Source organism: Streptomyces sp. NPDC088745, from assembly GCF_044751045.1.
Lineage (GTDB): Bacteria > Actinomycetota > Actinomycetes > Streptomycetales > Streptomycetaceae > Streptomyces > Streptomyces cremeus.
This window is the reverse complement of sequence record NZ_JBIVLB010000004.1, coordinates 298986-325157: the sequence shown is the minus strand read 5'-3', so window position 1 is coordinate 325157 and position 26172 is coordinate 298986. Positions and strand designations below refer to the sequence as shown.

The window sequence follows — 26172 nt, the reverse complement described above, 5'->3', positions numbered from 1 at the left end:
CGCCCGTGTCGGGCGGCCCTCAGGAGTAGCGGGTCACCAGCCCCCTGCGCCGGAAGGTGCGGAGCATCCGGCGCAGGGCCAGCAGGCTCAGCAGCATCAGCACCGCGGTCCCCCCGGCGGCCGGCGCGAACTCGCCCCACGGCATCGGCTTCCCGGCGGCCAGCGTGCGGCCGACGGCGAAGACGTGGGTGGTGGGCAGGACCTGTGCGACGGGCTGGAGGACGGTGGGCAGGGTGGTGATCGGGTAGAAGACGCCGGACAGCGGCATGACCACCGAGAGGGCGCCCCACACCAGGGCCTCGGCCCCGCTGCCGTACCGCAGGACGAGCCCGACGACCAGCAGCGCCACCGCCCAGCCCGAGGCGAGGAGCAGGGCGGCCACCGGGATCAGCCCGAGGCCCAGGCGCGTGACGTCGAAGGCGTACGCGGCGAAGGCGAGGGCGGCGACCGCGACGGTGCTGGCGGCCGTGCGCACCAGGGCGAACAGGCCGACGCCCGCCAGGTACTCCCAGTCCCGCATCGGGGTGGCCAGCAGGCCCAGCACGTTGCGCGACCAGGTTTCCTCCAGGAAGCCGGTGGCCAGCGAGATCTGGGTCTGGTGCACAAGGTGCCACAGGACGGTGCCGCTGAGCAGGTAGACGGCGACGGCGGTGGCGGCGTTCGGACCGTCCCCGGCCGCCTCGGCGGCGAAGAGTCCGATCGAGCCGTACAGCAGGGTGTCGACGAGCGGCCAGACCAGCACGTCGAAGAAGCGGTGCGGGCTGCGCTTGAGCACCAGCCAGTGGCGGCGGGCGACGGCCCGCACCCGGTGGGCGGAGGCGGCGGCCGGGGAGCGGAGGGCGGGGCCCTCGGTGTCCGGGAACGGAGTGCGGGTGGGGCTGCTGCTCATGGGGTGGCCGCCGTTTCCCGGGCGCGGTCCCGGCGGGCGCGGTCCTCGTCCCGTTCGGCCGCGAGGTGGAGGAAGACGCCTTCGAGGTCGTCGCGGCCGAAGGCGCGGGCGACGCCCTCGGGGGTGCCGTCGGCGGCGATGCGCCCGCCGTGCAGGAAGACGACGCGTTCGCAGAGGCGCTCGACCTCGGTCATGTCGTGGCTGGTGACCAGGAGGGCGGTGCCGCGTTCGGCGGACAGGGCGAGCAGGGCGGTACGGACCCGCAGGGCGATGTCCGGGTCGAGGGAGGCGGTGGGCTCGTCCAGGATCATCAGGCGCGGCCGGTGCAGGGCCGCCTTGGCGATGCCGACCAGGGTGCGCTGGCCGCTGGAGAGCTGGGTGCCGATGGCGGCGGCGAGGTGGCCGATGCCGAAGCGTTCCAGGGCTTCGGAGACCGCCGACCGGGGGTCGCGCAGCCCGTACAGGTCGGCGTACAGGCGCAGGTACTCCGAGACCCTGACCCGGTCGGGCAGCGGGAGGTAGCCCGCGACGAAGCCGACGCCCCGCATGGCGCGGGCCCGTTCGGCGGGCAGCCGGTGGCCGAGGATCTCCACGCTGCCCGCGTCGGGTTCGACCGCGCCGAGGCTCATCAGGAGGGTGGTGGTCTTGCCCGCGCCGTTGGGGCCGAGCAGCCCGAGGCGCTCGCCCGCGCGGACGGTGAGGGAGACGCCGTCGACGGCGCGGCCCCGGGCGTACTCCTTGACGAGGTCGCGGGCCACCAGGACCGGCGGGCGCGCGTCGGCGGGCGTCAGCATGCGGACTCCAGGGACCAGACGAGTTCGGCGCGCAGCGGGCCGGTGCGGGAGAGGAAGTTGCCGTGGTCGGCGGCGACCGGGGCGAGCTGGGAGCCGTAGCACTGGGCGGCCGCGCGCTTGGCGGCCCACTGGGCGTCGTCCGGCACCAGGTGGTGGTGGACGGTGGTGCGGTGGGTGCGCAGCAGTTCCTGGTAGGCGAGACCGCACATCGGGCTCTTCGCGAGGGCCTCGCCCGCCCGGTCCGTGCCCCACTCCGGGAGGTGGCCGGTGTACGGGAGGTCGGCGTAGACGCGGGGCAGGGGGGCGCCGAGACGGTCGAGGGCCCGGGAGGCGCGCAGCCGGACGTTCTCGTGGTCGGTCTGGTTGCTGCCCAGGGGGGCCCAGACGTCGGTTCCGGCGGGGAGCCCGGCCAGGAAGGCGTCCAGGCCCGGGAGTTCGGGGCCGTCCGCGTAGGGGCCGTCGGGGTGGTCCAGGACGATCTGCTCGACGCCGATCATCGCCAGGGCGGCGGCGTCCTCGGCGACGCGGGCCCGGTGCGCCTCCCGCGCCGACGAGAAGCCACAGGCGGCGTCCCACCAGGAGACGGGCGCCCCGGGCGGGGGCGCGCCGCCGTGGACGGTGACCACGGCGGTCGGTCCCGGCAGGCCCGCCAGGGTCGCGGCGAGGGAGAAGACGGCGTCGTCGAAGTGCGGGGAGAGGACGACGGTGTGCCAGGGGCGGGGCGGGGTGTGGGGCATCGGGATTCCTCCGGGGCGTTGCGGGCGCGGGAAGCTCAGGACGAGGCGGCGGGCCAGAGGGCGGCCGGGTCGAGCGCGGCGAAGACGCGGTCCCAGTCGGCGTCGGAGCCCTGCCACCGGCCGGGCGCCTCGGGGACGGTGTCCCAGACGACGCCGGGCGGCAGCGCGGCCACGCTCGCGGGCGGGGTCCGGCGCAGCCAGAGCACGGCGGACCGGTGGCCCGGAAAACGCTGGGCCAGCAGTTCCGGCAGCCGGGCCACATCCGCGTCGGTCAGCTCGTCGAAGGCGTCGTGGTGGACGTACAGCGTCCGCTCGCCCGAACGGGTCCGCGTCCGCCATCTCTCGGCGAGGCTGAGGAACTTCTCCCGTACGGCGGGGAGTTGGCGGTCGATGTCCGCCTGGGTGAGCCGGTCGCCGACGGCCGGGCGGAACTCGTGGAAGAAGCGGACGCCGGTCCCCCGGTCGTGCGCGCAGCGCCCGTCGTTGAACGGCTCGGAACCGCCGGGCAGCAGCACGTCGCGGAAGTCGGTGTCCAGGAGGGCGAGCACGGACGCGTAGTCCAGGTCGAGCCAGTCGAAGAAGTGGGCCCGCGCGTCGCCGGTGATGCGGCGGATCTGGTGGGTGGACTCGCAGTGGTAGCCGAGGCCGACGCAGGTGTCGTAGGGCGGCGCGGGCGGTTCGGGCAGGGTGTCGTGGCGGGGTTCGGGGTGCTGCGCCGGGGTCACGTGGCTCTCCGGGGTGGGGTACGAGGGGATCGGGGTGCGGTACGGGGCGTGGCGGGCCTCTTCCGGGACGCGGGGCCGTGCGGGGCGCGCCCGTGGGGCCGGAGTGCGCGGCGGCCGGAGCGGACTCGGCGGCCCGCCCGCTCGCACAGACGTGCGGAGGCCACCCGCACGGGCGCGCGGACGCGGCCCGGGGCGCACGGTCAGGCCCGCAGGGGGCCCGTCCAGCGGCGACCGGTCAGCAGTTCGGCGGCCGCCACGGCGTTGGCGAGTCCCGCGCCACGGGTCAGCAGCGTCGGCGCGTCCGGCAGGGGCACGGGCGTCAGGCCCATCTCGACGGTCAGCAGACCGGGGCGCCTGGCGCGGAGAGCGGCCAGCGTCTCCTGCTGCCAGGGGTCGCGCACGGCGTCCCGGACGACCACGACGACCGGCGCACCGGCGTCGTCACCGTCGGGCAGCCCGATCCGGTGCGGGTCGGTGCCGGGCTCGACGTCGGTGGCGGAGCCCAGGGCGCCGAGGCGCTCCAGGCTCCGCGCGAGGCCCCAGGGCGCTTCGCCCACCGCCAGGTTGGCCCCCACGGCCAGCCGCAGGACGTGGACGGGGGCGGCCACGGGGAGCACGGGGAGCGCCGCACCGGCCAGCGCCCTGCGGGCCGCGACCAGGCCGACACCGGCAGTGCCGGGGGCGGTGGCGGCGGGCGTGGGGGCCTCGGCGGTGGCGCGGGGGGCGGCCCAGGCCCGCAGTGCGGCGATCCGGGCGGCTGCCTCCTCCAGGCGGTCGGTCGTCAGCTCGCCCGTCTCCAGGGCCCGTTCCACCGCCGCGTGCACCTCGGGAAGGATCTTCTCGCCGTCGGTGGCGCCGAGCAGGACCAGGTCGACGCCCGCCGCCCAGGCGAGGACGGCCGCCCCGCCGAAGCCCCAGCGGTCGAGGATGGGGGCCATCTCCAGCGCGTCGCTGATCACGACGCCGTCGTACCCGAGCTCCTCGCGCAGCAGACCGGTGACCACGCGGCGGCTCAGGGTGGCGGGCAGACCGTCCACCTGGGGGACGCGGATGTGTCCCGTCATCACGGCCTTGGCCCCCGCGTCGAACCCTTCGACGAAGGGCGGCAGTTCGAGGGCGCGGAGCTCGTCGAGCGAGCGGGGTATGTCCGGCAGCCAGGAGTGGGAGTCCGTGCCGGTGTCGCCGTGGCCGGGGAAGTGCTTGAGGGTGGCGGCCACGCCGCGCCCCTGGAGGCCGGCCACGAAGGCACGGGTGTGCCGGGCGACCAGGTCGGGGGACGCGCCGAAGGACCGTACGCCGATGATCGGGTTGCCGGGGCGGGAGTTGACGTCCGCGCACGGGCCCAGGCAGAGGTTGACGCCGGTTTCGAGGAGGTCGTCGGCGACGGCCTCGGCGACCCGGCGGGTCAGGGCGGGGTCGTCCACGGCGCCCAGGGCGTGGTTGCCGGGGTAGACGCTGCCCCGGTGGTAGTCGACGCGGGTGACGTCGCCGCCCTCCTCGTCGAGGGCGATCAGGGCGTCGGGGCGTACGGCGCGCAGGGGGTCGACGATGTCCTCGCGGAGGGGGCCGCCCGGAGGGAGGAGGTTGGTGCCGAAGAGGCCGACCCCGGCGAGGCCCTGGTCGAGGGCGTGCTTGACCCAGTCGGGCGGGGTGCGGCCGTCGTAGGCGGGGAGGAGGCAGGCGTTCACCAGGGGGACGAGGGCATGGCGGGTCATGACGGGTCACCTTCGGGAGGGAGGAGTGCGGGGACGCCCGGCCCCGGCGTACGCGCGGCGGCGCGGCGGGCGCGCGCACGGGGCACATGGGCGGGCGCGGCGGCGCGGTCCGCCCGACGGGAGGGCGCGGCGGGGCGGTCCGCCCGACGGGAGGGCGCGGCGGGGCGGTCCGCCCGACGGGAGGGGGCGGTGCGGGGCCCTGGTTCAGCGTGCGGTGGCGTTCCGGCGCAGTGCGATTCCCGTGCTGCCGCGCTTGCTCAGGTAGGCCCGGCCGCCGCACACCGGCTCCAGGGCGGGGGCGACGAGCACGGTCTCGTCCACCTGGGTCCAGCGGGTGCTTCCGGCGAGCCACGGGCGGACCCGTTCGGCCAGTGCGGCGGGCTCCAGGGCGAGGAGTACGAGATCGGTGGGGAGGCCGTCGAGGAGGTCGAGGTCCTGCCCGTAGTAGAGCATCTCGATCAGGAGGTACGCCGTCCCCGGCAGCCTGCGCGTCGCCGCCAGCGCTTCGAGGGCGTCGCCGTGCACGCGAACGATGTCGTAGCCGGTCTCCGGGCGTCCGGCGAGCCGGTCGCGGAAGAGCGCGTTGGGTTCGGTGGCGTCGATCTCGTAGCCCTTGGCGGCGAGCCGTGCGGTGAGGGCGCCTTCGCACGCGCCGACCTCGACGAGCGGCCCCTCGGCGGGGGCCCGGTGCCCGGCGACCCACAGGGTGGTGGCTTCGAGCCGGGACCTCTCGTAGGCGGAGGTCTCGAACTCCCACGGGTCGGCGACGGTGGCGGCCTCGTCGTCGAGACTGGCGAGCAGGGCGAAGAGCCCCTCGCGCTCGCGGGCCCCTTCCGTGGTGAAGAAGCGTTCGGCGGCCGGGACCCGCGCGGTGTAGACCACGAACTCGGGTGAGTCGGTGCTGAGCAGCGGTGCGCAGTGCCGGTTGACGAAGTCGAGTTTCGCGGCGACCAGGGCGCGGTCCAGCGGACGGTCCTCGTCACTGACGAACTGGAGGTACGGGGAGTAGCCGACCGCGTGCCGCACCGGCAGTCCGTGGTCGCCCGCGGCCACGTCGCGTCCGATCCGGCCGCGGCCGCGGCGGTTGTCGGCGGGCGAGTGGGTCCAGACCCGGGCGGCCCGGCCCTCGGCGGCTTCGCGCAGCAGCCGGGAGAGCGCTTCGGGGCCGGGCGGGTCGCAGGGCGCGTCGGGGGCCCTTACGTGCGGGGCGAGGGCGGCGAGCCGGTCGGCGAGGGAGTCGCCGGGCGCCAGGTCGATCCACTGCCGCGTGTCGCAGCACAGCACCCGCACCGTCCCGCCGCGCGACCCTTCCACGGGGTCCGGAGCCGCCCGGCCGGAGTGTTCCCCGGCCTCCTGGTCCGCCGAAGCGGAACCCCGGGTCACGGAGAGGAAGTCGAGGACGGCGTCCTCGGCCCGCAGTACCACCACTAAGTCCATTACAGGGAGCACGTCATGCACGGTCTATCCCGTCGATCGGCACAGCACAGCAGAAAACGGCAGGTCAAAGCGGTATCGCACGTCCAGAACGGGCGATCTGGTGGCGAGCCTAAGCGCTACCGAGCAGTATGGTCCAGACCAATTTTCCGGCCGCGAAAGGGAACCGAAAGGCCCTGAATCCCGTACGGGTGAGCCGAGTCGGAACCCTCCCGCGCGGGCCGGGCCACCGCCGCCCGCACCCCGCCGCCACCGGCGCACCGGCGACTTTCCGCCACCCCCGGCACCCGATGTCCGCCGACGCGGAGTGTGACCTTCGCCGCTTGGGCCGTGGGGACTGGGCAGCATGGTTACCCGCAAGTAGCATGACCTTGTACGGGCCCGCCCACCTCGGCGTACCCGCATACCGGCAGCAGCACCACCCCGCACCCCGGAGGAGAGCCAATCGTGCCTCGTACCGTCAGGGACGTCGTCTTCGTCGACGGCGTCCGCACCCCGTTCGGCAAGGCGGGCCCGAAGGGCATCTACCACGAGACCCGGGCCGACGACCTGGTCGTGAAGGCGATCCGGGAGCTGCTGCGCCGCAACCCGGACCTCGACCCCGCGCGCGTCGACGAGGTCGCCATCGCCGCGACCACCCAGATCGGCGACCAGGGCCTGACCCTGGGCCGTACCGCCGGAATCCTGGCGGGGCTCCCGACCTCCGTCCCCGGCTTCTCGATCGACCGCATGTGCGCCGGCGCGATGACCGCCGTGACGTCCGTGGCGGGCGGCGTGGCCTTCGGCGCGTACGACATCGCCCTGGCCGGCGGCGTCGAGCACATGGGCCGCCACCCCATGGGCGAGGGCGTGGACCCCAACCCGCGCTTCGTCTCCGACAAGCTGGTCGACGAGTCCGCCCTCTTCATGGGCATGACCGCCGAGAACCTGCACGACCGCTTCCCGGGCATCTCCAAGCAGCGCGCGGACGAGTACGCGGTGCGCTCGCAGGAGAAGGCCGCGAAGGCGTACGCCGACGGCAAGATCCAGGCCGACCTGGTCCCCGTGTCGGTGCGCCGCACGAACGCCGAGGCGGGTGAGACGGGCTGGGGCCTGGCCACCGCCGACGAGCCGATGCGCCCCGGCACCACGCTGGAGTCGCTCGCCCACCTCAAGACCCCCTTCCGCCCGCACGGCCGGGTCACCGCGGGCAACGCGGCGGGCCTGAACGACGGCGCCACCGCCTCCCTCATCGCCGCCGAGGACGTCGCCCGCGAGCTGGGCCTCCCGGTCAAGATGCGCCTGGTGTCGTACGCCTTCGCGGGCGTCGAGCCCGAGGTCATGGGCATCGGCCCGGTCCCGGCGACCGAGAAGGCCCTCGCCAAGGCGGGCCTGTCGATCGAGGACATCGGCCTGTTCGAGATCAACGAGGCCTTCGCCGTGCAGGTGCTGGCCATGCTGGACCACTTCGGCATCCCCGAGAACGACCCGCGCGTGAACCAGTACGGCGGCGCGATCGCCTTCGGTCACCCGCTGGCCTCCTCCGGCGTGCGTCTGATGACGCAGCTCGCCCGGCAGTTCGAGGACCAGCCGCACGTCCGCTACGGCCTGACGAGCATGTGCGTCGGCTTCGGCATGGGCGGCACGGTCATCTGGGAGAACCCGCACTTCAACGGAGGCGACGACAAGTGAGCACCACCACCGCCGAGCTCCTGAAGGGCGCGGCCGAGCTGTTCCCGGACGAGGTCGTCACGCAGGCGCACGTACGCCACCTCGAACTCCCGGGCACGTGGTCCAACAGCGGCTCCGCCGCGGGGGGCAACTTCGCGCTGATCACCCTGGACAACGGGCTGGACCACACCAAGCCGACCACTTTCGGACCGCAGTCCCTGGCGAACCTGAACCTCGCCATCGACCAGGTCGAGAAGGAGGCCGCCGAGGGCACGATCGTCGGCATCGGCATCACCGGCAAGCCGTTCATCTTCGCCGTCGGCGCGGACCTGAAGGGCGTCGAGCTGCTCGGCCGCCACGAGGACGCGCTCGCCATCGGCAAGGGCGGCCACGACGTGTTCCGCCGCCTCTCGCACCTCGCCGTCCCGACCTTCGCGTACTACAACGGTGCGGCGATGGGCGGCGGCGTCGAGGTCGGCCTGCACTGCTCGTACCGTACGGTCTCCACCTCGATCGCGGCCTTCTCGCTGCCCGAGGTCTTCCTCGGCCTGGTCCCGGGCTGGGGCGGCTGCGCGCTGCTCCCCAACCTGATCGGCGCCGACAAGGCCGTCTCGGTCATCATCGAGAACTCCCTCAACCAGAACCGCCAGCTCAAGGGCGGTCAGGTCTTCGAGCTCGGCATCGCCGACGCGATCTTCGAGGGCGCCGACTTCCTGGAGCAGTCGCTGCTGTGGACCTCCGCGGTCCTGCGCGGCGAACTCCAGGTCCAGCGCCCGGAGATCGACCGCGGCGAGGCCTGGGACGCGGCGGTCGCCCGCGGCCGCTTCATCGCGGACTCCAAGGTGCACGGCGCGGCCCCGGCCGCCTACCGCGCGCTGGACATCATCGCCGCCGCCAAGTCCGGCGACCTCTCGGCCGGCTTCGACGCCGAGGACCAGGCCCTCGCGGACCTGATCATGGGCGGCGAGCTCCGCTCCGGCATCTACGCCTTCAACCTGGTCCAGAAGCGCGCCAAGCGCCCGGCCGGCGCCCCGGACAAGAACCTGGCCCGCCCGGTCACCAAGGTCGGCGTCGTCGGCGCGGGCCTGATGGCCTCGCAGCTCGCGCTGCTCTTCCTGCGCCGCCTCGAAGTGCCGGTCGTGCTGACCGACATCGACCAGGAGCGCATCGACAAGGGCGTGGGCTACGTCCACACCGAGATCGAGAAGCTGCGCGGCAAGGGCCGCATCAACCAGGACAAGGCCAACCGCCTCAAGGCCCTGGTCACCGGCGTCCTGGACAAGGCCGACGGCTTCGCCGACGCCGACTTCGTCATCGAAGCGGTCTTCGAGGAGATGTCGGTCAAGCAGCAGGTGTTCGCCGAGGTGGAGGCGGTCGCCCCCGCCCACGCGATCCTGGCCACCAACACCTCCTCCCTCTCCATCTCGGAGATGGCCTCGAAGCTCCGGCACCCCGAGCGGGTCGTCGGCTTCCACTTCTTCAACCCGGTCGCGATCCTCCCCCTGCTGGAGATCGTCCGCGGCGAGCAGACGGACGACGCGTCGCTGGCCACCGCCTTCGGCGTGGCCCGCAAGCTGAAGAAGACCGCCGTCCTGGTCAAGGACGCCCCGGCCTTCGTGGTCAACCGCATCCTGACCCGCTTCATGGGCGAGATCCAGAACGTCATCGACGAGGGCACCCCGGTCGCCGTCGCCGAGAAGGGCGTCGAGCCCCTCGGCCTGCCGATGTCGCCGCTGGTCCTGCTGGAGCTGGTCGGCCCGGCCATCGGCCTGCACGTCTCGGAGACGCTCCACCGCGCCTTCCCGGACCGCTTCACGGTCTCCCCGAACCTGGCCGCCGTGGTCAAGGCCGGCAAGCGCGGCTTCTACGTCCACGACTCGGGCGCCCCGGTCCTGGACCCCGAGGTCGCCGCCCTCCTGAAGCAGGGCGACACCGTCCTCACCGAGGAGCAGGTCCGCGACCGCGTGATGCTCGCCGTCGCCGAGGAGATCGGCCTGATGCTCGCCGAGGGCGTCGTCGCCGAGCCGCAGGACATCGACCTGTGCCTGATCACGGGCGCCGGCTGGCCCTTCCACCTGGGCGGCATCACGCCGTACCTGGACCGCGAGGGCTACGCGGAGCGCGCGACCGGCAGGAAGTTCCTGGCGCCGGGCGTGGCGAGCGTGCCCGTGTAGTGCGCTGAAGTGCCGTGGGGCCGTGCGGAGCTGGTTTCCGCACGGCCCCTTCGTCATGACCGTTCGCCGTGACCGGCAGGCCCCGGAACGGGAGGCAGCCGCCCCTCTTCGCGCGGACGGGTCAGACGCGCGTCCAGGCCGCCAGGGACAGGCCCTTCTCGTCGGTGCGCCGACGGGCGATGTGCAGGCTGCCGTCCGGGGCGATCGCGGAGACGACCACCCGGCCCGCCGCGTCCACGGCCAGGGCGGGCGGGCCCACGCACTCCGGGCCCGTCGGGGTCCACCACAGGCCCTCGTCCTCCGCGAGGGTGCGGCAGGCGGCCACGGCCGGGCGGCCGTCGGCGGCGCGGTGGGCCAGGACCGTGCAGTCGTGGCCGTCGAGGGGCGTGCGCAGGACCGCGAGCGGTGCGGCGGGGGCGGTGGCGGGCTCGCTGCAGTGCAGGAGGGCCGCGGGACGGCCCGGGTGGTGGGCGGAGAAGGCCGTCGCCGGGGGCCGCCCGCTCGCCGTGCCGGACTCCGTGCTGGCGTCCGTCGCCGTACCGGGCTCCGTTTCGGCGTCCGTCCCGGAGCGCGGGGGCGTGAGCGCGTAGTACGTGAGCTCGTCCTCCGTCGTCTCCAGGCCGGTCAACGTGCCCGGCGACGCGGTGAAGGGCAGCGGGACCGGCGCGGAGAACGCGGCGCCCGGGGCGGGCTGGGTCCAGTGCAGGATGGTGTTCTTCGTGGTCACCGCCAGCAGGTCCACCCGGCCGGACGCGGTCGGGGTCGCGGTCAGCGGGATCTCGCAGCCGGCCCCCTTCAGGTCCCGCCAGCCCTCCCACTTGCCGTTCGCCGCCTGCCGCCGCATGAGGACGCCGCCGAAGCCGTTCCGTACGAACACGTGCACCGCGCCCGCCGCGCCGACCGCGACCGCGGGCAGGCCCATTCGGGCCACCCGGGCCGGGTCCTCGTACGGATGGCTGCCGAGCGAGTACCACGCGGCCAGCGGGCGGCCCGACTGGTACTGCGTCGCGTGCACGTACTCCACGGAGCCGTTCGCGAGCCGTCGCCGCCCCACCACGTGCACGAAGCCGTCCGGGCCCTGCGCCACGGCCAGGCCCTCCGTGTCCGGTGCCGCGAAGACCTCCGGGCCCCGCCAGTCAGGACCGCCGGGCCGGGTCTCGGTCCAGCGCAGCAGCGCGCCGTCCGCCGCCACCGCGTACGCGGTGAGCCTGCCGTCCTTGCCGCTCAGCAGCCAGCTCCGCCCCGCCACCGGGCCGGACGCCGGTCTCCCGGCCCCCTCCGCGCTCTCCAGCCCCATCGTCGCCCGCCCTGCCTTCCCCGCCGTCCGTTCAATTATTCGAACCAAGGATAGGCGGCCGGTCCGGCACTTCCCGCCGTGGGACGCTGGGCCCATGACCTCCACCCCGCCCGCGTCCCCCGCCCCGCTGCCGCTGCTCGTCGTCGACGCGGCCAACGTCGTGGGGTCCGTCCCCGACGGGTGGTGGAAGGACCGGCACGGAGCCGCCGAGCGTCTGCGGGACCGCCTGCCGGTGTACGCGGCGGGAGGCGTCGCCGGGCGGCCGGGGCCGGTCGAGGTCGTGCTCGTGGTCGAGGGCGCGGCCAGGAAGGTGGAGTCGGTGCCCGGGGTGCGGGTCGTGGCGGCCGCCGGCAGCGGCGACGACCGCATCGTCGAGGTCGTGGCCACGCGTGAGCCCGCCGGGCGGGACTGCGTCGTGGTCACCGCCGACCGCGAGCTGCGGCGCCGGGTCGAGGCGTACGGCGCGGAGTGCGTGGGGCCCCGTACCGTACGGGGCTGAGCGCACCCTGCTCGGGCGGGCGCCCGCGGTCAGCGGGCGCGGGCGTACAGGACCGCCCCGTCCACCGTCGCCACCCGTACGTACTCCTCGGCCAGGATCGACCGGAGCGTCGGCATCCGGTCCGGGCCGTACGGCTTGCCGCGGGAGTCGTCGACGATCAGGGGCGGGCGCCGCTCGGCGAGTTCGCGGCGCAGGACGGGCCAGCTCCCCTCGACGCCGTACCGCTCCCCCACCAGTGAGCCGTCGCGGCCGCCGCTGAAGTTCGTCAGCAGGCCCGCGGTCAGGTAGCGGCTCGCGGGGGCGCGGTCGGCCAGCCAGTACGTCTCGGGGTGCATGCCCCAGATCAGTACGGGGTCCGCGGCCGACGTACGGGAACGGACGGCGTCGGCGAGGCGTTGGGCGTGCGCGAGTTCGGGCCGGGGGGCGAGGAGACCCCAGGCCAGGAAGGCCGCGCAGGCGCAGGCGAGCGCGGTCAGCGCGCCGGTGGTCCAGCGGCGGGGCAGGGTCCGCAGGGCCGCCGTGCCGAGCAGGGCGAGCGGCGGCATCAGTTGGAGGTAGTAGTGGCCGAAGAAGTGGAATCCGGTCATGACGGCGACGGCGGACGCCGCGAGCCACAGCCACAGGTCCGCGCCGGGTGCCCGCCACCGGCGTACCAGCGGGACCAGCAGGCCGAGACAGGCGGCGGCCAGGATGCCCGCGTTGCCGAGGCCCCGGCCGAGCGCGTGCAGCCCCGACCCGGTCAGGTCCGCGTACGAACCGGAACCCGTGACCACCCAGAAGAGGAAGCGCGAGGGGCCGGTGAGGAGGGCCACGGCGGCGACGGGCACGACGAAACCGGCGAGGGCGCGGGTCAGGGCCCGTGCCCGCCGTGACGCGCCCCAGGCGAGCCAGAGCACCGGGAGGAGCACCGCGCCGCCGGTCTGCTTGGCCAGGAACGCCCCGGCGGTGGCCGCGCCGGCCCAGACCCAGAGGCGGCGGTCGGCGCACCACACGGCGAGCGCGGTGAAGGGCAGCGTGAAGAGGCCGAAGGAGGCGGCCTGGGTGTCCTCGGGGTGCAGCCCGACGGAGACCAGCAGGAAGGCGGTGCCCGCCACCGCCCCCGCGCGGTCGCCCCACCTGCGGCGGGCCAGGGAGGCGAGGAGGGCGGCGGTCGCGAACAGGGCCAGGATCGCGAGGACCTTGAGCGGGAGGAGGGAACGGTCGCCGAAGAGGCCGAGGGCGGCTTGGTACAGCCAGGGGACGAGGGGGGGCTTGCGGTCGACGACGGTGTCGTACAGGACTCCTCCGGCGGCGAGCCGGCCCGCCTGCACCGCGAGGAAGCCCTCGTCGGGGTTCCAGAGGGGGTGACGGAAGGAGGGGATGCGGGTGAGCGCCGCGAGGAGGAGGAGCGCCGGAAGGAGCCTCCACCAGTAGGTGTGCGGGGTCGGGGGTGCGGGCGCGGTCGCGGGCTCGGCGAGCATGGGCCCAAGTTATCCGCCCCCGGGAGCGGGACGCCCGGGAGGGTGCCGGGGCGTCCCGGCCGGGGGCGGGGAACGGCGCGTCGGGCGGGGCCGGGGGGCTGCTCGCGCCGGGTTACCCGGGCAGCGTGCCCTTGCCCAGTTTGCTGTTCCGCTTCCCGTACAGGAAGTACACCGCGATCCCGATCAGCATCCACACCCCGAACCGCAGCCAGGTCTCCGCCGGCAGGTTCAGCATCAGCCACAGCGAGGCCAGGACCGACAGGGCGGGGATCAGCGGCACCAGCGGGGTCTTGAAGGACCGGGGCAGGTCGGGGCGCTTGCGGCGCAGGATGACGACGCCCAGCGCGACCACGACGAAGGCGAAGAGCGTGCCGATGTTGACCAGTTCGGCGAGCTCGTCGATGGAGGTGAAGCCCGCGACGACGGCGACCAGCACGCCGAGCAGGATGGTGGAGCGGTACGGGGTGCCGAACTTCGGGTGGACCTGCGAGAAGGCCCTCGGGAGCAGTCCGTCGCGGCTCATCGCGAAGAAGACCCGGGACTGGCCGAGGAGCAGGATCATGCAGACGGAGGTCAGTCCGACCGCGGCGCCGAAGCTGATCAGGCCTGCCCAGAAGGGGTGGCCGACGGATTTGAAGGCGTCGGCGAGCGGTGCGTCCGTGGAGAGGTCGCTGTACTTCTGCATGCCGGTGACGACGACGGAGACCGCCACGTACAGCAGCGTGCAGATGATGAGGGAGCCGAGGATGCCGCGCGGGACGTCGCGCTGCGGGAGTTTGGTCTCCTCGGCGGCCGTGGCGACGATGTCGAAGCCGATGAAGGCGAAGAAGACGACGGCCGCGGCGGTGAAGACGCCCATGACGCCGAAGCTGGTCGGGGTGAAGCCGAAGATCAGTTGGACCAGCGGGGCGGTCAAGCCCTCGCCGCCCTCGGTGGCCTTGGACGGCGGGACGAAGGGCTGGTAGTTGGCGCCGGTGACGAAGAAGGCGCCGACGATGATGACCAGCAGGACGACGGTCACCTTGATGGCGACGACGACGCCGGTCACGCGGGAGGAGAGCTTCATTCCGGCGACCAGGATCGCGGTGATGACCAGCACCAGGATGCAGGCCAGCAGGTCGAAGCCGAACTTTCCGTCGTGGGTCCCGGAGAGGAAGTCCGGGAGGTGGACGCCCGCCGTGTCGAGAAGCGAACGCATGTAACCGGACCAGCCGACGGCCACCACCGCACAGCCCAGCGCCAGCTCCAGGACCAGGTCCCAGCCGATGATCCAGGCGGGCAGCTCACCGAGGGAGGCGTAGGAGAAGGTGTACGCCGATCCCGCGACCGGCACGGTCGAGGCGAACTCGGCGTAGCAGAGGGCGGCCAGCCCGCAGACCACGCCCGCGACGACGAAGGCGAGGGCGACCGAGGGGCCGGCCGTCTCCTTCGCGATCTTGCCGGTGAGGACGAAGATGCCGGTGCCGATGATGACGCCGACGCCGAAGACGGTGAGGTCCAGGGCGGAGAGGGACTTCTTGAGGGCGTGCTCCGGCTCCTCGGTGTCCCGGATGGACTGCTCGACGGTCTTCGTGCGGAAGACGCCGTGCTGCCGCGCAGGCGGTGACGCCGATGATGTACCCGTTGAACTGTGGTCTTCCGTGCTCACCGCAGCACCTCCGCCGCTCGGGCCGTCCCACCTCTGAGTGGAGGGTCACCCGCAATCATCGTGATCATTCGCGTGGATTCGCGACTGCGCGAACAGGTTTTCACCCGATAGGGCGAATGTACGAAAAAGTCCGGGCCGGAGGTTTCCCTCCGGCCCGGACTCAGACGGCGCGAGCCCCGTCAACGGGCTGCCCGGTCATGCGGCGTACGGCAGTCGTCGCGTACGGCTCAGCCGCACACGGCTCAGTCGTCGCGTACGGCTCAGTCGCGTACGGCCGCCTTCGCCGTCACCTCGCGCTCCAGCCGCCCGTCGATCTTCGCGACCAGGCCGGTGACCTGACGGGCGATGTCCGGCGCGGTCAGCCCGATCTCGGCCAGCACCTCCTTGCGGGAGGCGTGGTCCAGGAAGACCGGCGGAATGCCGAAGTCGCGCAGCGGCACGTCCACGTCCGCGTCCCGCAGCGCCTGAGCGACGGCGGAACCGACGCCGCCGGCGCGGGAGTTGTCCTCGACGGTGACGACGACCCGGTGCTGCTCGGCCAGCGGCGCCATCGCCGCGTCGACCGGCTTGACCCAGCGGGGGTCGACGACGGTGGAGGAGATGCCCTGCGCGTCGAGCAGCTCGGCGATCTCCAGGCACATCGGGGCGAGCGCGCCGATGGACACCAGAAGGACGTCCGGGCGGTCCACGTCGGTGGTGGGCCTGCGCAGCACGTCCATGCCGCCGGCCCTGCCGACCGCCTTGACCGCCGGGCCGACCGCGCCCTTGGAGAAGCGGACCACGGTGGGGGCGTCCTCGACCTGGACGGCCTCGCGCAGTTGGGCGCGGACCTGGTCGGCGTCGCGCGGGGCGGCGATCCGCAGGGTCGGGACGACCTGGAGGATCGACATGTCCCACATGCCGTTGTGCGAGGCGCCGTCGGTTCCGGTGACGCCCGCGCGGTCCAGTACGAAGGTCACACCGCACTTGTGGAGGGCCACGTCCATCAGGACCTGGTCGAAGGCACGGTTGAGGAAGGTCGCGTACACCGCGAAGACGGGGTGCAGGCCGCCGGTCGCCAGGCCCGCCGCCGACACCGCGCCGTGCTGTTCGGCGATGCCCACGTCGTAGACGCGGTGGGGGAAGGCCTTGGCGAACTTGTCCAGGCCGACCGGCTGGAGCATGGCCGCGGTGATCGCGACGATGTCCTCGCGCTCCTTGCCGAGCTTGACCATCTCCTCGCCGAAGACGGAGGTCCAGTCGACGCCGGAGGAGGCGATCGGCAGGCCCGTGTCCGGGTGGATCTTGCCGACGGCGTGGAAGCGGTCGGCCTCGTCGGCGAGGGCGGGCTGGTAGCCGCGGCCCTTCTCGGTGAGGCAGTGCACGATGACCGGGCCGCCGAAGCGCTTGGCGCGCTGGAGCGCGGACTCCAGGGCCTCGATGTCGTGGCCGTCGATCGGGCCGACGTACTTGAGGCCCAGGTCCTCGAACATGCCCTGCGGGGCGATGAAGTCCTTGAGGCCCTTCTTCGCGCCGTGCAGGGTCTCGTACAGCGGCCTGCCGACGACCGGGGTGCGCTCCAGGAACTCCTTGCCGCGGGCCAGGAAGCGCTCGTAGCCGTCGGTGGTGCGCAGGGTGGCCAGGTGGTTGGCGAGGCCGCCGATGGTGGGCGCGTAGGAGCGCTCGTTGTCGTTGACGACGATCACCAGCGGGCGGTCCTTGGCGACGGCGATGTTGTTCAGCGCCTCCCAGGCCATGCCGCCGGTCAGCGCCCCGTCGCCGATGACGGCGACGACCGCGTCGTCCTTGCCGAGCACCTCGTTGGCCTTGGCCAGGCCGTCGGCCCAGCCGAGCACGGTGGAGGCGTGGCTGTTCTCGATCACGTCGTGGTCGGACTCGGCGCGCGCCGGGTAGCCGGAGAGGCCGCCCTTCATCTTCAGCCGGGTGAAGTCCTGGCGGCCGGTGAGCAGCTTGTGCACGTAGCTCTGGTGGCCGGTGTCCCACAGGACCTTGTCCTTGGGCGACTCGAAGACGCGGTGCAGCGCGATGGTCAGCTCGACCACGCCCAGGTTCGGGCCCAGGTGGCCGCCGGTCTTGGAGACCTCGTCGACGAGGAAGGTACGGATCTCCTCGGCCAGCTGGTCGAGCTGCTCCGGGGACAGCCGGTCCAGGTCGCGCGGTCCCTTGATGCGGGTCAGCAAGGCCACCCGTGCCTCCTCTGCGGTTGAACTGGCTTGTGCTGTGGACGTTCGTGCCGATCTGCCGAGTCTAATGTTCCGCGCGCGGCGGCGATCGGCGGGTTGTGCGACCTGCCTCACCCGTACGGACCAACATACGCACAAACGTGCCCAGCACCTTGATTTCGGTGCCGGGCACGTAGGGGTTTGGCCGCTCTGCGGGGCGCGTCGGGCGGGCGGGGTGGTTCCCGGCACGCGGCAGGGCGCTAGGCGCGTCCCGCCGCCTTCTGGCTCCTGCGCGACACCGAGTCCAGCACGACCGCCGCCAGCAGCACCGCGCCGGTGATCATCGACTGGACCGCCTTGCTGGAGGAGCCCTCCATGTACAGGCCGGTCATGATCGACTGGATCACCAGGATGCCGAGCAGCGCCGACCAGGGGGTGCCCCGGCCGCCGAAGAGGCTGGTGCCGCCGATGACGGCCGCCGCGATGGCGAGCATCAGGGTGTCGCCGCCGCCCAGGTTGGAGTCGGCGACACCGGACTGGGAGGCGATGAAGAGACCGCCGAGCCCGCCCAGGAAGCCGGAGATGGTGAAGACCGAGATCCGGATCCAGACGACGTTGATGCCGGCCCGGCGCGCCGCCTCGACGCCGCCGCCGACCGCGAAGACCTGACGGCCGTAGGTGGTGCGGCGCAGCACGAAGCCGGCGAGGACGACCACGCCGACGAAGACGGTCAGCCCGAGCGGCAGGCCGTCCTCCTGGTTCAGGACGTACGCGGCGGCGAAGACCAGGACCGCGACCACACCGGTGCGCAGCGCCAGCTCGCTCATCGGGCGGTGCGGCAGGTCGGCGGCCTTGCGGCGGCGGTGCTCGTTCCACTGCGACCAGGCGTAGGCGGCGACCGCGACGGCGGCCAGGCCGTAGGCGGCGGCGATGTCGCTGAAGTAGTAGTTGTTGAGGTGGTAGATGACGCCGCCGGAGATGTTGTTCAGGCTCAGGGTGTTCCCGAGGACGAACAGTTGCAGGCCGCTCCAGCCGAGGAAGCCCGCGAGGGTGACGACGAACGCGGGCACGCCGATCCGGGCGAAGAAGAAGCCGTGCAGGGCGCCGATGGCGGCCGCGCCGAGCAGGCCGACGACGACGGCGAGGCCCTCGTTCATGTCCTGCTTGATGGCGAGGACCGAGCTGGCGGCGGCGGTGAGACCGGCCACCGAGCCGACCGAGAGGTCGATCTCGCCGAGCAGCAGCACGAAGACGATGCCGGTGGCGATGAGCCCCGGGCCGACGATGTACTGGGCGATGTTGCTGAGGTTCGAGGGGTCCAGGAAGCGGCCGGAGCTGATCTCGAAGATCGCCCAGATGACGATCAGGCCGGTGACGACCGGTATCGAGCCGAGCTCACCGCCCTTGATCTTGCGCTTGAACTCGCTCAGGTAACCGGCGAAGCCCTGCTCGCGCACGAGCAGCCGGGGGTCGACCGCCGGGACGGCGCCTGGTGCGACGTCCGGGTCGGCGTCCACCGGGGTGGACTTCTGGGGCGGGGTGTTCACGGTCTCACTCACTTCACGGCCTCCGCGCCTCGCGCCTCGCGACGGGTCACGGCGTTGTCCGTGGCTCCGGTGATGGCGGCGATGATCTCTTCGTTGGTGGTGTCCCTGACCTTGAAGACACCGTTGTTGCGCCCGAGGCGCAGGACCGCGACCTCGTCGGCGACGGCCTTGACGTCGGCCATGTTGTGGCTGATCAGCAGGACGGCGAGGCCCCGCTCGCGCAGCCGCTCCACCAGGTCCAGGACCTGGGCGGTCTGCTCGACGCCGAGGGCGGCGGTCGGCTCGTCGAGGATGACCAGCTTGGGGTCGCCGACCAGCGCGCGGGCGATGGCCACGACCTGGCGCTGGCCGCCGGAGAGCGAGGCGATCGGGATGCGGACGCTCGGGATGCGGATGGACAGGGTGTCCAGGAGTTCCTTGGCGCGCTTCTCCATGGCGACCTCGTCGAGCACCTTGGCCCGGCCGAGCTCGCGGCCGAGGAAGAGGTTGGCGACGACGTCGAGGTTGTCGCAGAGCGCGAGGTCCTGGTAGACGGTGGCGACGCCGAGGCCCTGGGCGTCGTGCGGGCGCGCGATGGAGACGGGTCGGCCGTCCCATTCGATGCTGCCCTCGTCGATGGGGTGCACCCCGGCGATCGTCTTGACCAGGGTGGACTTTCCGGCGCCGTTGTCGCCGACCAGGGCGACGACCTGACCGGCGTGCACCTCCAGGTCGACGTCGGTCAGGGCCTGCACGGCTCCGAACCGCTTGGAGACTCCGCGTAGCGCGAGGACGGGCGCAGCGGACATGTGAACCATCTCCTTCGTCCGCCGACGGGTGCGGCGGAGGGCCGCCGCAGCGTTCTCGCGTGCGACGGGACGGGGCGTGTGGATGGAGGGGCGGACGCGTGGTGGCCGCGCCGGGGCCCGGTCCGCGTCCGGCGGGCGGACGACGACCGGGACCTCGTACGCGACCGCGTACGTCGGCCGGGACGATATGGACGGATGCGGTACGGGCGGGAGCCGCACGGCGGTACGGGGGCGGGCACGCCATGGGCGGAGAGCACGGGGGCACGGCGTTCCGGCCGCCCGACGGGCCCCGGCCCCGTACGGACGCGGACCGAGCGCCTGCCGACACCGGACCGGGACCGCCCCCAAGGACGCGGCAACGACACCGAAGGGGGCCGAGGCGGTACGGACAGCCGCCGAAGCGACGCCGACCGGGCGCGGGGCCGCCCTGACGGACACCGCGACGACACCGACCGAAGCCGGGGCCGTACGGACAGCAGCCATGGCGCTGCCGCCCGAAGCCGGGACCGTACCGACCGACCGCCGCGGCCGCGCCGGCGGGAGCCCGGGAGCCCCACGGACGCGGCCTCCTCGGAGGCCGTTTCCGGGCCGCCCCGGGACTCGCCGGGCCGAGCCCGCCGTGCGCGGGGTCCCGCTCCCCTGACGGGACCGCGACCCCGCGTCGCCCGGGACGAGGGAGGCGGGCTCCCCCGGCCCGTCGCCGCGACGCGGCTAGCTGATGCCCGCGTCCGCGCACGCCTTGGCGAACTCCGCCTTGCAGATCTCGGCGGTCTTGTAGAGCTGGTCCTTGACGACCGTGTCCTTGATGTTGGCCTTGGTGATGACCGTGGCCTGGATCAGCTCCGCCGGGATGCCCTTGGCGCTGGGGCTGTCGATCGTGGTGGCCAGCGAGAGCTTCTCGCCCTTCAGCAGCTTCACCGCGACCTCGGCGGTCTTGTCCGCCTCCGGCTTGTACGGCTTGTAGATGGTGAAGGCCTGCGTACCGGCGAGGATCCGCTGGATGCCCGCGAGCTCCGCGTCCTGGCCGCCGACCGGGATGCCCTTGACACCCGCCGACTGGAGCGCCGCGACGATGCCGCCCGCCATGCCGTCGTTGGCGGAGTAGACGGCGTCGAAGCCGTCCTTGCCCAGGGAGGTGATGGCGGTGCCCATCTTCTCGCCCGCGATCTTCGGGTCCCACTCGCCCGTCTGCTCGTAGACGACCTTCTTGACCTTGCTGTCGAGGACGGAGTGCGCGCCCTTCTTGAACAGCCCGGCGTTGGGGTCCGACTCCTTGCCGTTGATCATGACGACGCGGCCGTCCTTGGCCTTGTCGCCGAGCGCGTCGATGATGCCCTGGCCCTGGAGCTGGCCGATCTTCTCGTTGTCGAAGGAGACGTAGGCGGAGACCGGACCCTCGGCGAGGCGGTCGTACGCGACGACCTTGATGCCCTTCTTGTCGGCCTCCTCGACCCACGCCTTGGTGGCGGCGGAGTCGACGGCGTCGAGGACGATGACCTTGACGCCGGAGTCGACGAGGTCGTCGAACTGCTGCTTCTGGGTCGCGACGTTCTCGGACGCGTTCTTGTAGTTGATCTTGCAGTCGGAGCAGAGCTCGGTGACCTTGGCCTTGATCAGCGGGTAGTCGAAGGACTCGTAACGGGTCGTCTTGCTCTCCGGCAGCAGCAGGCCGATCGTCTTGTCGTCCTTCTTCTCTTCCTTGCCCGCGCCCGCTTCGCCGCACGCGGCGAGGGACAGGGTCAGCACGGCCGCAGCGGTGACGGCGGTAGCGGCACGACGCAGATGGGTCTTCACAGTCCAACCTCCCTGACGAGGCCGCGTCGTTGCGGCCGAGGTGTCTGGAAGTCAACTCGTGTGCCGCCACCACCGTCAAGGAGTAAACCCTTAACGAGATGACAACGGTGCCACTCGTTATCTAAGTGAAGGCAGGGGCCGAATGCTGGTCCCTGTCGTGCGAGTTGACCGGCTGAGCGGTGTCCAACAGGCTCGAATCGCCCATTTCGCTCAGCACGAGGGCCAGCGCGCCCAGCACTTCGGCCCGTCCGCCGAGCGCGCCGGGCAGCACGCTCAAGTGCCGTGCGGCACTGGGGATCGCGTACCGCGAGACCGAGTCGCGGATCGGCCCGAGCACCAGCTCGCCGGAGTCCGCGAGGTCGCCGCCGAGGACGACCCGGCTGGGGTTGAGGAGGTTGCAGAGGTTGGCCACCCCGCTGCCGATGTGCCGGCCGACGTCGGCGATCACCCGGCGGCAGCCCGGGTCGCCCTCGCGGGCGAGCCGCACGACGCGCTCCATGGTGAGGTCGGGTCCGTGCGAGGGCGTCAGCAGCGGCAGGACGTAGCGGGCCGCCGCGAAGGTCTCCAGGCAGCCGCGGTTGCCGCAGCGGCACACCGGGCCCGACTCGTCGAGCGTGATGTGCCCGATCTCGCCGGCGGTGCCGCCGGGCCCCCGGTAGACGCGGCCGTCTATCACCAGCCCGGCGCCGACGCCGCTGGCGACCTTGATGTACGCGAGATCGCGCACCCCGCGCCCCGCGCCCCACACCAGCTCGCCGAGCGCCCCGAGGTTGGCGTCGTTGTCGACGTACACCGGAACCCCGAGCCGGGCCGAGAGCTCCTCGCTCGGGTTGATCCCCTGCCAGCCCGGCAGGATCGCGGTGGAGCCCAGGCGCCCGGACTCCACGTCGATCGGTCCAGGGACGCCGAGGCCGACGCCGACGACCTTGTCCTGGCTGATCCCGGTGGCCCCGATGAGGCGCTTGACCAACTGTTCGGCCCGGTCGAAGCCCTGCGCGGCCGAGGCGTCCACGTCCAGCGGCTCGGACTCCTCGGCGAGCACCTGGTGGGCCAGGTTGCCGACGGCCACCCGCAGGTGGGTGTGGCCGAAGTCGACGCCGATCACCACGCCCGCGTCCCCGCTGAGCGAGACGCTGCGGGCCCGGCGGCCGCCCGCCGAGGTGGGCGTGACCTCGACCGTTCCGCCGTCCTTCAGTTCGCGCACGATGTTGGAGACCGTGGCGGCGGAGAGCCCGGTGCTTCTCGCGATCTCGGCCTGGGTCAGCGAGCCCGCCATGCGCACCGCGCGCACGACCCGCTCCAGATTGGCCCGGTGCAGAGACGTCTGCGACCCCGGAGTCTCCATTGACTCATCCACTCCCGATCCTGACGGCCGGCACGACGGCCGCCCGCTCCGGGGCCACGACTGCGGGGCCCCGCCGTTCTTCCAACATGTGAACCCTAAGCAGAGACTTTCCCGCCCGCTCCCGTCAAGGCCTGGACCGAAGAGGGGCCGGATCACGCCGAAGCGCCCGCCGGCGGGGGCCTGCGGGCGCTTCGTTCCGTACGGGACCGGGGGAAAGGCCGTGCGAAGGGGTCCTCCCTCGCGTGCTGTCCTACTTCACCGACCCCGCGGTCAGTCCGGACACCACGTGCCGCTCGATGAACGCGAACAGGATGATCACCGGGACGATCGCGACGACGGAGGCCGCGAAGAGGTAGTTCCACTGCACGGTGTAGGCGCCGATGAAGTTGTTGATGCCGACCGTCAGCGGCTGGCTGGCCGGATCGGTGGTCAGGGTCAGGCCCATCGCGAACTCGTTCCACGTCGTGATGAACGTGAAGATGAGCGCGGTCACCACCCCGGGCAGCGCCAGCGGCAGCGTGACCCTGATCATCGCGCCGAAGCGGCTGGTGCCGTCCACCATCGCCGCCTCCTCCAGCTCCGCCGGGATGGAGCCGATGTAGGCGGTCAGGATCCACACCGCGAAGGCCAGGTTGAAGGCCGCGTTGGTGATGATCAGCGTCCAGACCGAGTTGAGCATGCCCAACTGGTAGAACTCGCGGTAGAGGCCGATGAGCAGCGCGGTCGGCTGGAACATCTGGGTGACCAGCACGAGCAGCAGGAAGACCTTGCGCCCGCGGAACTTCATCCGTGCCGTGTAGTACGCGGCCGGCAGCGCCACCAGCAGCACCAGCACCGTGGCCCCGCCCGCGACCAGCAGGGTGACCTGGAGGTTCTGTCCCAGCTCGGACTGCTTCCAGACCTCGATGAAGTTGGACCACTCGAAGTCGCTGGGCAGGTAGGTGCGGTCGCGCAGCTCCGCCTTCGGCCGCAGCGCCGTGATGATCATTTCGAGGTACGGAGCGAGGAAGAGCGCGGCCAGGCCCCAGGCCACCACGGCGATGACCAGCGTGCGCGGCCGGAAGGGGCGCTTGGGGGGCGTGACCGACGGGCTCTGCGTCTTCGGCCGGGCGGCCGTAGCGGTGGCCATCAGTCCTCCTCGTTCCAGCGGCTGACCTTCAGGAAGATCAGGACGAGCACCACGACCAGGGCGAAGTTGACCACCGACATGGCCGCCGACTCGCCGATGTCGGTCTCCTTCAGCTTGTACATGAACACCATCGAAGTGGACGTGTCGTAGCCCGGTCCGCCCTGGGTCATGGCCCAGATGATCGGGAAGGAGTTGAAGACGTTGATCAGGTTGATGACGACGCCGATCAGGAACGCCGGACGCAGCATCGGCAGCGTGATGTGCCGGTACGTCTGCCAGGTCCCCGCGCCGTCGATGCGCGAGGCCTCGTAGACCTCGCCCGGGATGGTCTGGAGGCCCGCCAGCAGGGTGTACGTCGTGAAGGGCAGCGACACGAAGATCGCGACCGCCATCATCCACGGCCAGGCGGTGGAGGACTCCCCCAGCCAGTCCTTCGGCCCGTCGATGAGGCCGAGGTCCATCATCAGGGTGTTGAGCACGCCGGCGGTCTGGTTGAGCATCCACTTGAAGCCGATGGCCGTCATCAGCACGGACGCGGCCCAGGGGGCGATGAGCGCCCAGCGGGTGATCGTGCGGCCGGGGAACTTCTGGTTGAAGAGCTGGGCGAGGGCCAGCGAGATCAGCATCGTGCAGGCCACGACGACGACCGTCCAGATCACCGTCCAGAGCAGGACGGCACCGAGGTCGGTCTCCTCGAAGAGCTTCTTGTACTTGTCCGTCCCCGCGCTGCCGCGCACCTTGCCGGAGATGGAGATGTTGAGGAACGAGGTGCGGATCAGCTCGACGACGGGCCAGACGACCACGAAGAGGATCAGCAGGATGACGGGCGCAATCCAGGGCAGCGGGCCGAGCCTGGCCAGTCCGCTGCGGCGGCTCACCGGCCTGGGGGCGCGCCCGCCCCGTCCCCCGCCGGTCTCGGCGGGGGACGGAGGGGCCTTGAGTGACACGGTTTCTCCTGGGAGAGGGAGAGGGGGCGATCGACGGGGCGAGCGGGCCGGATCAGCGCGTCACTTGACGTCCTTCGCCGCGTCCTCGGCCTTCTTCTGGAGGTCGTCCAGGACCGCCTTCGGGTCGTCGCCGGCGGCCTTGCCGCCGGTCTTCTTGATCTCGGCGGAGACCAGGTCCCAGGAGGTGTCGTTGACCGGGTAGAACGTGGCCGTCGGCAGGGCCGCGAAGAAGTCCTTCAGCTTGGCGTTCTTCGGGTCCGCCTGCATGGCCTCGGCGGCGTCCGTGGTGACGGGGATGAAGTTGTACATCGACGCGAACTTCACCAGGTTGTCCTTGGTGTAGGTGAAGTCGAGGAACTTCTTCACCGCGTCCTTGCCGGCCTTGCCGTCCTGGAAGGCCATGGTCCAGTCGCCGACGCCGAGGGTGGAGTCCAGCGGGCCGTTCTTGCCGGGGATCTTCGCCATCCCGTACTCGACCTTGGCCTCCTCGGCCATCTTGATGACGCTCGGGTGGCCGTTCATCATGCCGACCTTGCCCGCCGCGAAGTCGGCGAAGGCCGTCTTGCGGTCGGTGGAGGCGGGGTTGGGGTAGGTCAGGCCGGGCTTGACCAGGTTCTCCTGGAGCCACTTGAACGTCTCGACGTTCTGGGCGCTGTTGATCGTGTACTTGCCGGCCTCGTCCTTGTAGCCGCCGCCGTTGCCCATCTCCCACATCAGGGTCTCGCCCTGGGCCTCCTCGGGGCCGAGCGGGAGGCCGTAGGGGATCTCCGCGGCCTTCTTCTCCTTGAGCTTCTTCGCCGCGTCGGCGACGTCGGCCCAGGTGGCCGGGGTCTTGGTGATGCCGGCGGCCGCGAACGCCTTCTTGTTGTAGAAGAACGTACGGGTGGAGGCGACCCACGGGATGCCGTAGGCGGCGCCCTTGACCTTGCCCGCTTCGGCGAAGCCCTTCGAGAGGTTGGCCCGGGTCTTGGGCGACATGACGTCGTCGACCTTGTAGAGCAGGTCGTCGGCGACCTTGTCGGCGTAGCCGCCGGTCTGGAGGACGTCGGGCACGTTGCCCGACGCGATCATCGTCTTGACGGTCTTGTCGATGTCGTTCCAGTTGATGACCTGGACCTCGACCTTGTAGCCCGCGTTGGCGGCCTCGAAGTCCTTGGCGACCTTGTCCCAGAACGGCTTGGAGGCGTCCGCCGCGCTGGTGCCGTAGTCGGCGGCGACCACCTTGATGGTCTTGCCGCCCCCGGCGCCGTCCCCGCCGCCGTCGCCGTCGCCACCGCAGGCGGTCAGCCCCAGTGCCATCACGAGCGTTGCCGCACCGGTGGCGATAACCCGATTCCTCATGCTTTTCAACCCTTCGACCTCAGCGTCGACTTGCTGCATTCACCGGAGGTCGGCCCCCGGACCACCGGCCGGGCGAAGATCCCCCGCAGCGCCGTGG

Annotated in this window: 20 protein-coding genes; 3 read left to right on the top strand and 17 right to left on the bottom strand. The window is 72.3% G+C overall.

Going from position 1 to position 26172, the window contains the following annotated elements; genetic code table 11:
- Nucleotides 1–19: 19 nt before the first annotated feature.
- From ACIP93_RS14265 to ACIP93_RS14240, 6 genes are all read right to left on the bottom strand, one after another.
- Nucleotides 20–889 (bottom strand): ABC transporter permease, encoded by an 870-nt coding sequence (locus tag ACIP93_RS14265; RefSeq protein WP_345217656.1) that lies wholly within the window; start codon nt 887–889, stop codon nt 20–22.
- Entirely contained in the window at nt 886–1683 is a 798-nt protein-coding gene (locus ACIP93_RS14260) for an ABC transporter ATP-binding protein (protein WP_345217654.1), read from the bottom strand. The genes ACIP93_RS14265 and ACIP93_RS14260 overlap by 4 nt, the downstream gene beginning before the upstream one ends.
- Entirely contained in the window at nt 1677–2420 is a 744-nt protein-coding gene (locus ACIP93_RS14255; protein ID WP_401758414.1) for a PIG-L deacetylase family protein, read from the bottom strand. The genes ACIP93_RS14260 and ACIP93_RS14255 overlap by 7 nt, the downstream gene beginning before the upstream one ends.
- A gap of 35 nt (nt 2421–2455) precedes the next feature.
- Nucleotides 2456–3145, bottom strand: coding sequence for a papain-like cysteine peptidase (locus ACIP93_RS14250; RefSeq protein WP_401758412.1), 690 nt, complete (start codon nt 3143–3145; stop codon nt 2456–2458).
- A 200-nt stretch (nt 3146–3345) separates the two neighbouring features.
- Nucleotides 3346–4860: a glycoside hydrolase family 3 protein gene (locus ACIP93_RS14245; protein ID WP_401758409.1), complete on the bottom strand. Its 1515-nt coding sequence runs from the start codon at nt 4858–4860 to the stop codon at nt 3346–3348.
- A gap of 204 nt (nt 4861–5064) precedes the next feature.
- Nucleotides 5065–6309: an SAM-dependent methyltransferase gene (locus ACIP93_RS14240; protein ID WP_401758406.1), complete on the bottom strand. Its 1245-nt coding sequence runs from the start codon at nt 6307–6309 to the stop codon at nt 5065–5067.
- A gap of 432 nt (nt 6310–6741) precedes the next feature.
- Here ACIP93_RS14240 and ACIP93_RS14235 point away from each other — a divergent pair, with 432 nt between their 5' ends.
- Nucleotides 6742–7965, top strand: a complete 1224-nt coding sequence (locus ACIP93_RS14235) for an acetyl-CoA C-acyltransferase (protein ID WP_345217646.1) — start codon at nt 6742–6744, stop codon at nt 7963–7965.
- Entirely contained in the window at nt 7962–10118 is a 2157-nt protein-coding gene (locus tag ACIP93_RS14230) for a 3-hydroxyacyl-CoA dehydrogenase NAD-binding domain-containing protein (protein WP_401758403.1), read from the top strand. The genes ACIP93_RS14235 and ACIP93_RS14230 overlap by 4 nt, the downstream gene beginning before the upstream one ends.
- 121 nt (nt 10119–10239) lie before the next feature.
- Here the strand turns inward: ACIP93_RS14230 and ACIP93_RS14225 are convergent, their stop codons facing one another.
- The gene (locus ACIP93_RS14225) at nt 10240–11415 is read right to left on the bottom strand and encodes a hypothetical protein (protein ID WP_401758400.1); all 1176 of its coding nucleotides are present in this window, start codon (nt 11413–11415) and stop codon (nt 10240–10242) included.
- Nucleotides 11416–11509: 94 nt separating this feature from the next.
- On the opposite strand from ACIP93_RS14225, the gene ACIP93_RS14220 reads away from it, so the two are divergent.
- Nucleotides 11510–11914, top strand: a complete 405-nt coding sequence (locus ACIP93_RS14220; RefSeq protein WP_345217640.1) for an NTP pyrophosphohydrolase — start codon at nt 11510–11512, stop codon at nt 11912–11914.
- Between the two features lie 29 nt (nt 11915–11943).
- Here ACIP93_RS14220 and ACIP93_RS14215 read toward each other — a convergent pair whose 3' ends face one another.
- The 10 genes from ACIP93_RS14215 to ACIP93_RS14170 form a co-directional block, all read right to left on the bottom strand.
- Nucleotides 11944–13374: a glycosyltransferase family 39 protein gene (locus ACIP93_RS14215; protein ID WP_401758397.1), complete on the bottom strand. Its 1431-nt coding sequence runs from the start codon at nt 13372–13374 to the stop codon at nt 11944–11946.
- 112 nt (nt 13375–13486) lie between these two features.
- A complete protein-coding gene (locus tag ACIP93_RS14210; RefSeq protein WP_401758846.1) occupies nt 13487–14926 on the bottom strand; it encodes an amino acid permease in 1440 nt (479 codons plus the stop codon).
- A gap of 356 nt (nt 14927–15282) precedes the next feature.
- Nucleotides 15283–17208, bottom strand: a complete 1926-nt coding sequence (gene dxs, locus ACIP93_RS14205) for a 1-deoxy-D-xylulose-5-phosphate synthase (RefSeq protein WP_401758394.1) — start codon at nt 17206–17208, stop codon at nt 15283–15285.
- A 236-nt stretch (nt 17209–17444) separates the two neighbouring features.
- Entirely contained in the window at nt 17445–18743 is a 1299-nt protein-coding gene (locus tag ACIP93_RS14200; RefSeq protein WP_380836562.1) for a sugar ABC transporter permease, read from the bottom strand.
- A complete protein-coding gene (locus ACIP93_RS14195; protein WP_345217636.1) occupies nt 18740–19519 on the bottom strand; it encodes an ATP-binding cassette domain-containing protein in 780 nt (259 codons plus the stop codon). Before ACIP93_RS14195 ends, ACIP93_RS14200 begins: the two co-directional genes overlap by 4 nt.
- Nucleotides 19520–20230: 711 nt before the next feature.
- Nucleotides 20231–21313 carry a substrate-binding domain-containing protein gene (locus tag ACIP93_RS14190; protein WP_345217635.1) on the bottom strand — a complete coding sequence of 361 codons (1083 nt, stop codon included), beginning with the start codon at nt 21311–21313 and terminating at the stop codon, nt 20231–20233.
- Between the two features lie 121 nt (nt 21314–21434).
- The gene (locus tag ACIP93_RS14185; RefSeq protein ID WP_345217633.1) at nt 21435–22658 is read right to left on the bottom strand and encodes an ROK family transcriptional regulator; all 1224 of its coding nucleotides are present in this window, start codon (nt 22656–22658) and stop codon (nt 21435–21437) included.
- Between the two features lie 250 nt (nt 22659–22908).
- Nucleotides 22909–23787, bottom strand: coding sequence for a carbohydrate ABC transporter permease (locus tag ACIP93_RS14180; protein ID WP_345217631.1), 879 nt, complete (start codon nt 23785–23787; stop codon nt 22909–22911).
- Nucleotides 23787–24734, bottom strand: a complete 948-nt coding sequence (locus ACIP93_RS14175) for a sugar ABC transporter permease (RefSeq protein WP_345217629.1) — start codon at nt 24732–24734, stop codon at nt 23787–23789. The genes ACIP93_RS14180 and ACIP93_RS14175 overlap by 1 nt, the downstream gene beginning before the upstream one ends.
- Nucleotides 24735–24794: 60 nt before the next feature.
- Nucleotides 24795–26075 (bottom strand): extracellular solute-binding protein, encoded by a 1281-nt coding sequence (locus tag ACIP93_RS14170; protein WP_401758388.1) that lies wholly within the window; start codon nt 26073–26075, stop codon nt 24795–24797.
- Between the last annotated feature and the right edge of the window lie 97 nt (nt 26076–26172).

Excerpts from the sequence above, each read along its gene's own strand:
- ACIP93_RS14255 (WP_401758414.1), bottom strand. The coding sequence starts at position 2,420 with ATGCCCCACACCCCGCCCCGCCCCTGGCACACCGTCGTCCTCTCCCCG.
- ACIP93_RS14220 (WP_345217640.1), top strand. The coding sequence starts at position 11,510 with ATGACCTCCACCCCGCCCGCGTCCCCCGCCCCGCTGCCGCTGCTCGTC.
- ACIP93_RS14225 (WP_401758400.1), bottom strand. The coding sequence starts at position 11,415 with ATGGGGCTGGAGAGCGCGGAGGGGGCCGGGAGACCGGCGTCCGGCCCG.
- ACIP93_RS14170 (WP_401758388.1), bottom strand. The coding sequence starts at position 26,075 with ATGAGGAATCGGGTTATCGCCACCGGTGCGGCAACGCTCGTGATGGCA.
- ACIP93_RS14245 (WP_401758409.1), bottom strand. The coding sequence starts at position 4,860 with ATGACCCGCCATGCCCTCGTCCCCCTGGTGAACGCCTGCCTCCTCCCC.
- ACIP93_RS14265 (WP_345217656.1), bottom strand. The coding sequence starts at position 889 with ATGAGCAGCAGCCCCACCCGCACTCCGTTCCCGGACACCGAGGGCCCC.
- ACIP93_RS14185 (WP_345217633.1), bottom strand. The coding sequence starts at position 22,658 with ATGGAGACTCCGGGGTCGCAGACGTCTCTGCACCGGGCCAATCTGGAG.
- ACIP93_RS14260 (WP_345217654.1), bottom strand. The coding sequence starts at position 1,683 with ATGCTGACGCCCGCCGACGCGCGCCCGCCGGTCCTGGTGGCCCGCGAC.
- ACIP93_RS14215 (WP_401758397.1), bottom strand. The coding sequence starts at position 13,374 with ATGCTCGCCGAGCCCGCGACCGCGCCCGCACCCCCGACCCCGCACACC.
- ACIP93_RS14195 (WP_345217636.1), bottom strand. The coding sequence starts at position 19,519 with ATGTCCGCTGCGCCCGTCCTCGCGCTACGCGGAGTCTCCAAGCGGTTC.
- ACIP93_RS14180 (WP_345217631.1), bottom strand. The coding sequence starts at position 23,787 with ATGGCCACCGCTACGGCCGCCCGGCCGAAGACGCAGAGCCCGTCGGTC.